Genomic DNA, 5,891 nt, shown 5'->3' with positions numbered 1-5,891 from the left:
CAGGGGCGGCGCGGACCTCCGCCGGGGCCGTGCTCAGACCGCCTGCTTCTTGACGCGACGGCGCTCGCGCTCGCTCAGGCCGCCCCAGATGCCGAAGCGCTCGTCGTTCTCCAGCGCGTACTCGAGGCACTCGGCCCGCACCTCGCAGGACAGGCAGACGCGCTTGGCCTCGCGGGTCGAGCCGCCCTTCTCCGGGAAGAACGCCTCCGGGTCGGTCTCGGCGCACAGCGCCTGCTCCTGCCAGCCGGCCTCGTCCACGGCGCTCGTGCTCGTGCTCGTGCCCACGCTGCGCAGGTCACCGGACCCGGCGCTGCCGCTGGCGGTGCGCTGCCTCGGCAGGCCCAGTGCCACCACGGTGACCTCGCTCATGACGACCCCTCTCGATGTTTCCCCCGTGCCGCGGAGGGGTACTGCACTCCCTTGCGGCGGTCACCGAATTACAAGGGTGCGACTACAGCGCGTCAACCGGAATGGAACAACTGGTGAGGGCCCTTTTCGCCGCCGCCAGGCGCCACGCGGGAGGAATCGGACGTCCCGGGCGAGCCGCGCGCAGCCGGTGGGCGAGGATGGGCGCCGTGATGATCACGGCGCTGGCCGGAGGGGTGGGCGGAGCCCGCTTCCTGCGCGGCCTGAAGGCCCACCTGGCCGCCTCGGACGACCCGGAGCTGCAGGCCGCAGAGGTGGTGGCGGTCGTCAACACCGGTGACGACGCCACCTTCAACGGGCTGCGGGTCTGCCCCGACCTCGACACCGTCATGTACACCCTGGGCGGGGCCGTCCACGAGGCCCAGGGGTGGGGCCGGCGCGACGAGCGCACGACCGTCAGCGAGGAGCTCCGGGCCTACGGCGTGGGCCCGGAGTGGTTCACGCTGGGTGACCGCGACCTCGCCACCCACGTGCTGCGCACCGACCTGCTGCGGCAGGGCGCGCCCCTCAGCGCGGTGGTCGCCCGGCTGTGCGAGCGGTGGCGGCCCGGCGTCCGGCTGCTGCCGATGAGCGACGACCCGGCCGAGACGCACGTCGAGCTCGTCGACGGCCGCACGGTCCACTTCCAGGAGTGGTGGGTGCGCCTGCGCGCGAAGGTGCCGGCCCGGGCGTTCACCTCCGTCGGGGTGGCCGACGCCACCCCCGCGCCGGGGGTGCTCGAGGCGATCGAGCGCGCGGACGCCGTCCTGCTGCCGCCGAGCAACCCCGTCGTCTCGATCGGGACGATCCTCGGGGTGCCGGGCGTGCGCGAGGCCGTGCGCGCCACCGCCGCCCCCGTCGTCGGCGTCAGCCCGGTGCTCGGCGGCACCGTGGTGCGGGGCATGGCCGACGCGTGCCTCAGCGCCATCGGGGTGCCCACCACCGCCGCGGCCGTCGGCGGCCTGTACGCCGACCTGCTCGACGCCTGGCTCGTGGACGACGCCGCCGACGGCGACCTGGCCGGCACCACCGTGCCCGGCGGCAGCGCCCCGGTGCTCCCCCGGCCGCTGCTCATGACCGACGCGGCGGCGGCGGCCGACCTGGCGGGCGCCGCGCTCGCCGCGGCGCTGGAGCGGCGGGCGTGAACCGGGACGCGCCGGGGCGAGCCCTGACAGCCCTCAACCTCAGGTGCAGCGCCGCGATCGGCCGGTTCGCCCGGATCGTCGCCCGCTGGGACGGCGCGACGTGCGCGTCCACCGAGGCGGGCCTGTGGGTGTGCACCGGCGCCCGCGGCCGCTCCTTCGCCCGCGGCGGGACCACCTACGGCGACACCTACGTCACGGGGGCCTCCCCCACCACCACCTCGCCCGAGCGGCTGCGCCACGAGCTCGTGCACGTGGCGCAGTGGCGCCGGTGGGGGCTCGCTCTCCCCCTGCTCTACGCCGCGGCCGAGCTGCGCGCCGGCGGCGACCCGCGGCGCAACCGGTTCGAGGCCGAGGCGGGCCTGCGCGACGGCGGCTACGCGTGAGCCGCGACCTGCCGTCCGGCCTGCCGTCCGACCTGCCGCAGCTCAGCGCCGCCGCCGTGCCGGGGCTGCCCGAGATCGCCGAGGGCGACGACCTGGGCGCCCTCATCACGGCCGCCTGCGCCGGCGCCGGCCTGGTCCTCGCCGACGACGACGTGCTCGTCGTGGCCAGCAAGGTGGTCGCCAAGGCCGAGGGGCGCTCGGTGCCGGCGAGCGACCGCACCGAGGCCGTGCGCTCGCAGACCGTGCGCGTGGTGGCCGAGCGGCTGCTGCCCGACGGCCGGGTGACGCAGGTCGTGCAGTCCCGCTCCGGCCCGGTGATGGCCGCGGCCGGCGTCGACGCCTCCGACGTCGCCGAGGGCACCGTGCTGCTGCTGCCCGCCGACCCCGACGCCTCCGCCCGGGCCCTGCGCGCCCGGATCGGCGCGCTGGCCGGCGTCCGCCCCGCCGTCGTGGTCAGCGACACCGGGGGGCGGCCCTGGCGCGACGGCGTCGTGGACTTCGCGCTCGGGGCCGCCGGGCTCGCGGTGCTCGACGACGCCCGCGGGCGCACCGACCGGTTCGGGCGGGTGCTGGAGGTCACGGTGCGGGCGGTCGGCGACCAGGTCGCGGCCCTGGGCGACCTCGTCAAGGGCAAGGCCGCCGGGACGCCGGTGGCGGTGGTCCGCGGGCTCGGTGCGGCCGTGACCGCGCAGGACGGTCCGGGCGCCGCGGCGCTGGTGCGGGTCGGCCCCGGCGACTGGTTCGCGCACGGGCACGTCGAGGCGGTGCGGGCCGCGCTCGGCGTCGCGGTCGGCGAGGTGGCCCCGGCGCCGATCGCGCCCGGTGGGCCGGTGCCGGGGCGGGTGGCCCGGGCGGTGGCGGTGGCCCGCGCCGGGCGCGCACCGGACGGCGTCGAGGTCCGTCAGGACGACGAGCGGGTCGAGCTGGTCGGGGACGCCTTCGCCGTCGGGGCCATGGCGGAGCGGCTCCGCGCCGCCCTGTGGGCCGAGCGGCTGGACGCCGAGGTGCGGCGGACCCCCACCGGCGCCGCCCTGACCGCCACCGCCGAGCGAGCGACCTGACACGGATTGTTCACTTCCGGGGGACTTGACACCCGGCTCGCGAGGTACAACTGGGGCATGACGGAGACCGCGGCCCGCACCGACTACTGGCTGGACTTCTACGGCAGCCAGCGCGCCGAGAAGGTGCCCGAGGGTCCCTCCCCCTTCGCCGAGTGGGCCCTGGCGCACCTGCCGGCCGGCTCGACCGTGGTCGAGGTCGGCGTGGGCACCGGCCGGGACGCCCTAGCCTTCGCCCGCGCCGGGCACCGGCTGGTCGGGGTGGACGCCGCCGCGACCGCGGTGGAGCTGACCGGCCGCCGGGCGCGCGCCGAGGCCCTGTACCTGTCGCTGGAGGTCCTGGACCTCACCGATGCACGGGCTTCGCACGCCTTCGCCGTCCAGGTCGCCGCGGGCGCACCGGGGGCGCACCTGTACGCGCGCTTCGTCATCCACTCCCTCACCGATACCGCGCGCCAGCACTTCTGGGAGGTGGCCTCCGTCCTGCTCGTCGGCGGGGGGCACTGCTGGCTGGAGTTTCGCACCGCCGAGGACGCCGCGGCCCAGCACGCCTTCGGCGAGCACTACCGCCAGTACCTCACCAGCGCCGACGTGGCCGCGGAGGCCGCAGCGGCCGGGCTGGTGGTCGTGGACCAGGTCGTCGGCCAGGGCCTGGCCCCCTACCGCGACGAGGACCCGGTGGTCTGCCGCCTGCGCCTGGCGAAGCGCTGACGATGGCGCTCCGCGTCGACGAGGACGCCCTGGAGCTGCCGCGGCCCGGGTCCGGCGACACGTCGCTCGACGTCCTCGTCGACGGGCAGCGGGTCTGGTCCTTTTCCACCTCCGAGGCCCCCGACGCCGGGAACGGCGCGATGCGCGTGCCGTGGCCCGCTGCGCTGCGCCCGCACCTGGTCGGCACCGGCCGAGTCTCGGTGCGCACCACCGCCGACCACCGCGACCTGGGCTCGCGCGACGTCGTCCTCGGCGGCGCTGCCACGCGCCTGCAGGTCGTTGACGACGAGGGCCACCCGCTCGCTGTGACGAAGTGGGGCAAGCTCGGGCGCACCTTCGAAGGACGGCCGCCGGACCTGGGCGAGCGCCTGCTCGACGAGCTGGAGGCGCTGGTCTCCTTCGTACGCGGGACCGGCTTGGAGCCGTTCGCGGCCTACGGCACCCTGCTGGGGGCGGTGCGCGGCGGGCGGCTCATCCCCCACGACGACGACGGCGACCTCGGCTACCTCAGCCGCCACGAGCACCCCGCCGACGTCCTGCTGGAGGGCTTCGCCCTCGAGCGCGCCCTGCGCGCCGGCGGCTACGACGTCATCCGGCTCAGCGGGGGACACCTGCAGCTCCACTTCGCCATAGACACCGACGAGCCGTACTACATCGACATCTTCACGTTCTTCACCGTGGGCGAGCACGTCCATGGCACCTTCCACGTCCGCGCTCCGGCCGAGGACCTTCCGCTGCTGCCGCTGGGCACCGTGGTGCTCGAGGGGCGCGAGCTCCCGGCGCCTGCGGCGCCGGAGCGGCTCCTGGCCGCCACCTACGGCACGGGCTGGCGCGCGCCGGAGCCGGGCTTCCGCTTCCGGACCCCTCCGGAGGCCGGCGAGCGCTTCTACGGCTGGTTGGGCGACGCCAACGTCTTCCGCGAGGACTGGGACGCGCACTTCACCCGCGAGGTCGAGCCGCGGGAGCCCTCCGCGCTGGCCCGGGCGCTGGACGCGCAGGCGCCTGCCGGCGCTCCCGTGCTGGACGTCGGGTGCGGCTACGGCGTCGACAGCCACCACCTCGCCGCCCGCGGGCGCTCCGTGACCGCGGTCGACTACGCGCGCAGCGCGGTGGCCCGCCTGCGCGCTGACCCGCTGCCCGCCGGCTCCGCCGCGCTGCTGGTGAACCTCAACGAGACCCGCGACGTGCTCGACCTGCTCGCCCGACTGTCGCCGGACGCCCGGTGGCAGGTCGTCGCGCGGCACGTCCTGGAGCACCTGCCCCCGCACGGGGTGGACAACTTCTGGCTCCTGGTCGGCGCCCTGGTGCGCCGCGGCGGCCAGGTGTGGCTGGAGCAGGGGCCCGAGGGCGCCGTCCACCCCGACCACCGGCAGATGATCGCCGACGACGTCCGGGCGCGAGCCGCGCGCCTGGGCCTGCTCCTGGACGCGACCGGCGGAACCGCACCGGGCGCCATGAGGCTGAGCCGACCGGAAGGACCAGCATGACGAGCATCACGAGGACCGTCACCGCACCAGCCCGCTCGCTGCTCGGCCGGGTCCTGCGCGCCGCTGCACCGCGCACGATGGCCTCGCTGGCGGCCGCGCCCGCGCTCGGCGACCGGGTGCACGAGCTCACCGCGGAGGTCGAGCGGCTGCGCGCCGACCTCGACGCCGTCCGCGCGCACGCGGAGCGCCTGGACGCCGACCTGCTGGAGTCCCGCCGGCTGAGCCTGCGCGTCGCGGAGCTCACGGACGCCGTGGCGGTCCACCTGGCAGGGCTGCCGGCGCCGGACCGCAGGGCCGGCTGACCCGCCGGGTCAGCTGCGCATGCCGGTCGCGGACGGCGTGTGCCGCGGCAGCGGCATCCGCGAGGCGCGGCGCGGCCGCGAGTGCCCGGCCAGGGACAGCAGGCGCTGCACCCGGTAGCGGTGCCCGCGGTAGCACTCGATGACCTCCGCGCAGCCGGCGTCGTCGAGGACCTCACCGGTCAGCGCCCAGGAGACGTCCTTGGCCACGTGGTAGTCGGCGAAGCTGAACGCGTCGGGGTCGCCGTGCGCGCGGTGGCGCACCTCCGCCGCCGTCCAGACCCCCACGCCGGGCAGCGAGCGCAGCGCGGGCTCGACCCGCTCGGGCTCCATCGCGGCCGTGCGCTCGAGGCCGGACGCCGAGCGCGCCGCCACCTGGACCACCCTGCGCCGGCGCTCCTCC

General features: G+C 76.8%; 8 protein-coding genes. 6 read left to right on the top strand and 2 right to left on the bottom strand.

Annotation, left to right across the window (positions count from 1 at the left end; translation table 11 throughout):
* Positions 1-33 precede the first annotated feature (33 nt).
* Complete coding sequence (locus AC5FZL_RS15105) at positions 34-369, bottom strand: WhiB family transcriptional regulator (RefSeq protein WP_493619710.1); 336 nt, start codon at positions 367-369, stop codon at positions 34-36.
* A gap of 206 nt (positions 370-575) precedes the next feature.
* Here AC5FZL_RS15105 and cofD point away from each other — a divergent pair, with 206 nt between their 5' ends.
* The 6 genes from cofD to AC5FZL_RS15075 are packed head-to-tail and all read left to right on the top strand — an operon-like array spanning position 576 to position 5,491.
* A complete protein-coding gene (cofD, locus tag AC5FZL_RS15100; protein ID WP_493619709.1) occupies positions 576-1,550 on the top strand; it encodes a 2-phospho-L-lactate transferase in 975 nt (324 codons plus the stop codon).
* Positions 1,547-1,933 (top strand): hypothetical protein, encoded by a 387-nt coding sequence (locus tag AC5FZL_RS15095; protein WP_493619708.1) that lies wholly within the window; start codon positions 1,547-1,549, stop codon positions 1,931-1,933. Before cofD ends, AC5FZL_RS15095 begins: the two co-directional genes overlap by 4 nt.
* Entirely contained in the window at positions 1,930-2,994 is a 1,065-nt protein-coding gene (gene cofE, locus AC5FZL_RS15090; protein WP_493619707.1) for a coenzyme F420-0:L-glutamate ligase, read from the top strand. The genes AC5FZL_RS15095 and cofE overlap by 4 nt, the downstream gene beginning before the upstream one ends.
* Before the next feature lie 57 nt (positions 2,995-3,051).
* Entirely contained in the window at positions 3,052-3,702 is a 651-nt protein-coding gene (locus tag AC5FZL_RS15085) for a class I SAM-dependent methyltransferase (RefSeq protein WP_493619706.1), read from the top strand.
* A gap of 2 nt (positions 3,703-3,704) precedes the next feature.
* Positions 3,705-5,189: a LicD family protein gene (locus AC5FZL_RS15080; RefSeq protein WP_493619705.1), complete on the top strand. Its 1,485-nt coding sequence runs from the start codon at positions 3,705-3,707 to the stop codon at positions 5,187-5,189.
* On the top strand, positions 5,186-5,491 hold the full coding sequence (locus AC5FZL_RS15075; RefSeq protein WP_493619704.1) for a hypothetical protein: 306 nt from the start codon (positions 5,186-5,188) through the stop codon (positions 5,489-5,491). The genes AC5FZL_RS15080 and AC5FZL_RS15075 overlap by 4 nt, the downstream gene beginning before the upstream one ends.
* 9 nt (positions 5,492-5,500) lie before the next feature.
* Here the strand turns inward: AC5FZL_RS15075 and AC5FZL_RS15070 are convergent.
* Positions 5,501-5,891 (bottom strand): DNA glycosylase family protein (locus AC5FZL_RS15070; RefSeq protein ID WP_493619703.1); only part of this gene is annotated, 391 nt, incomplete at its 5' end.

Source organism: Quadrisphaera sp. DVD1, assembly GCF_058932755.1.
The sequence above is the reverse complement of the archived record's forward strand: the minus strand, read 5'-3'. Positions and strand labels throughout refer to the sequence as shown.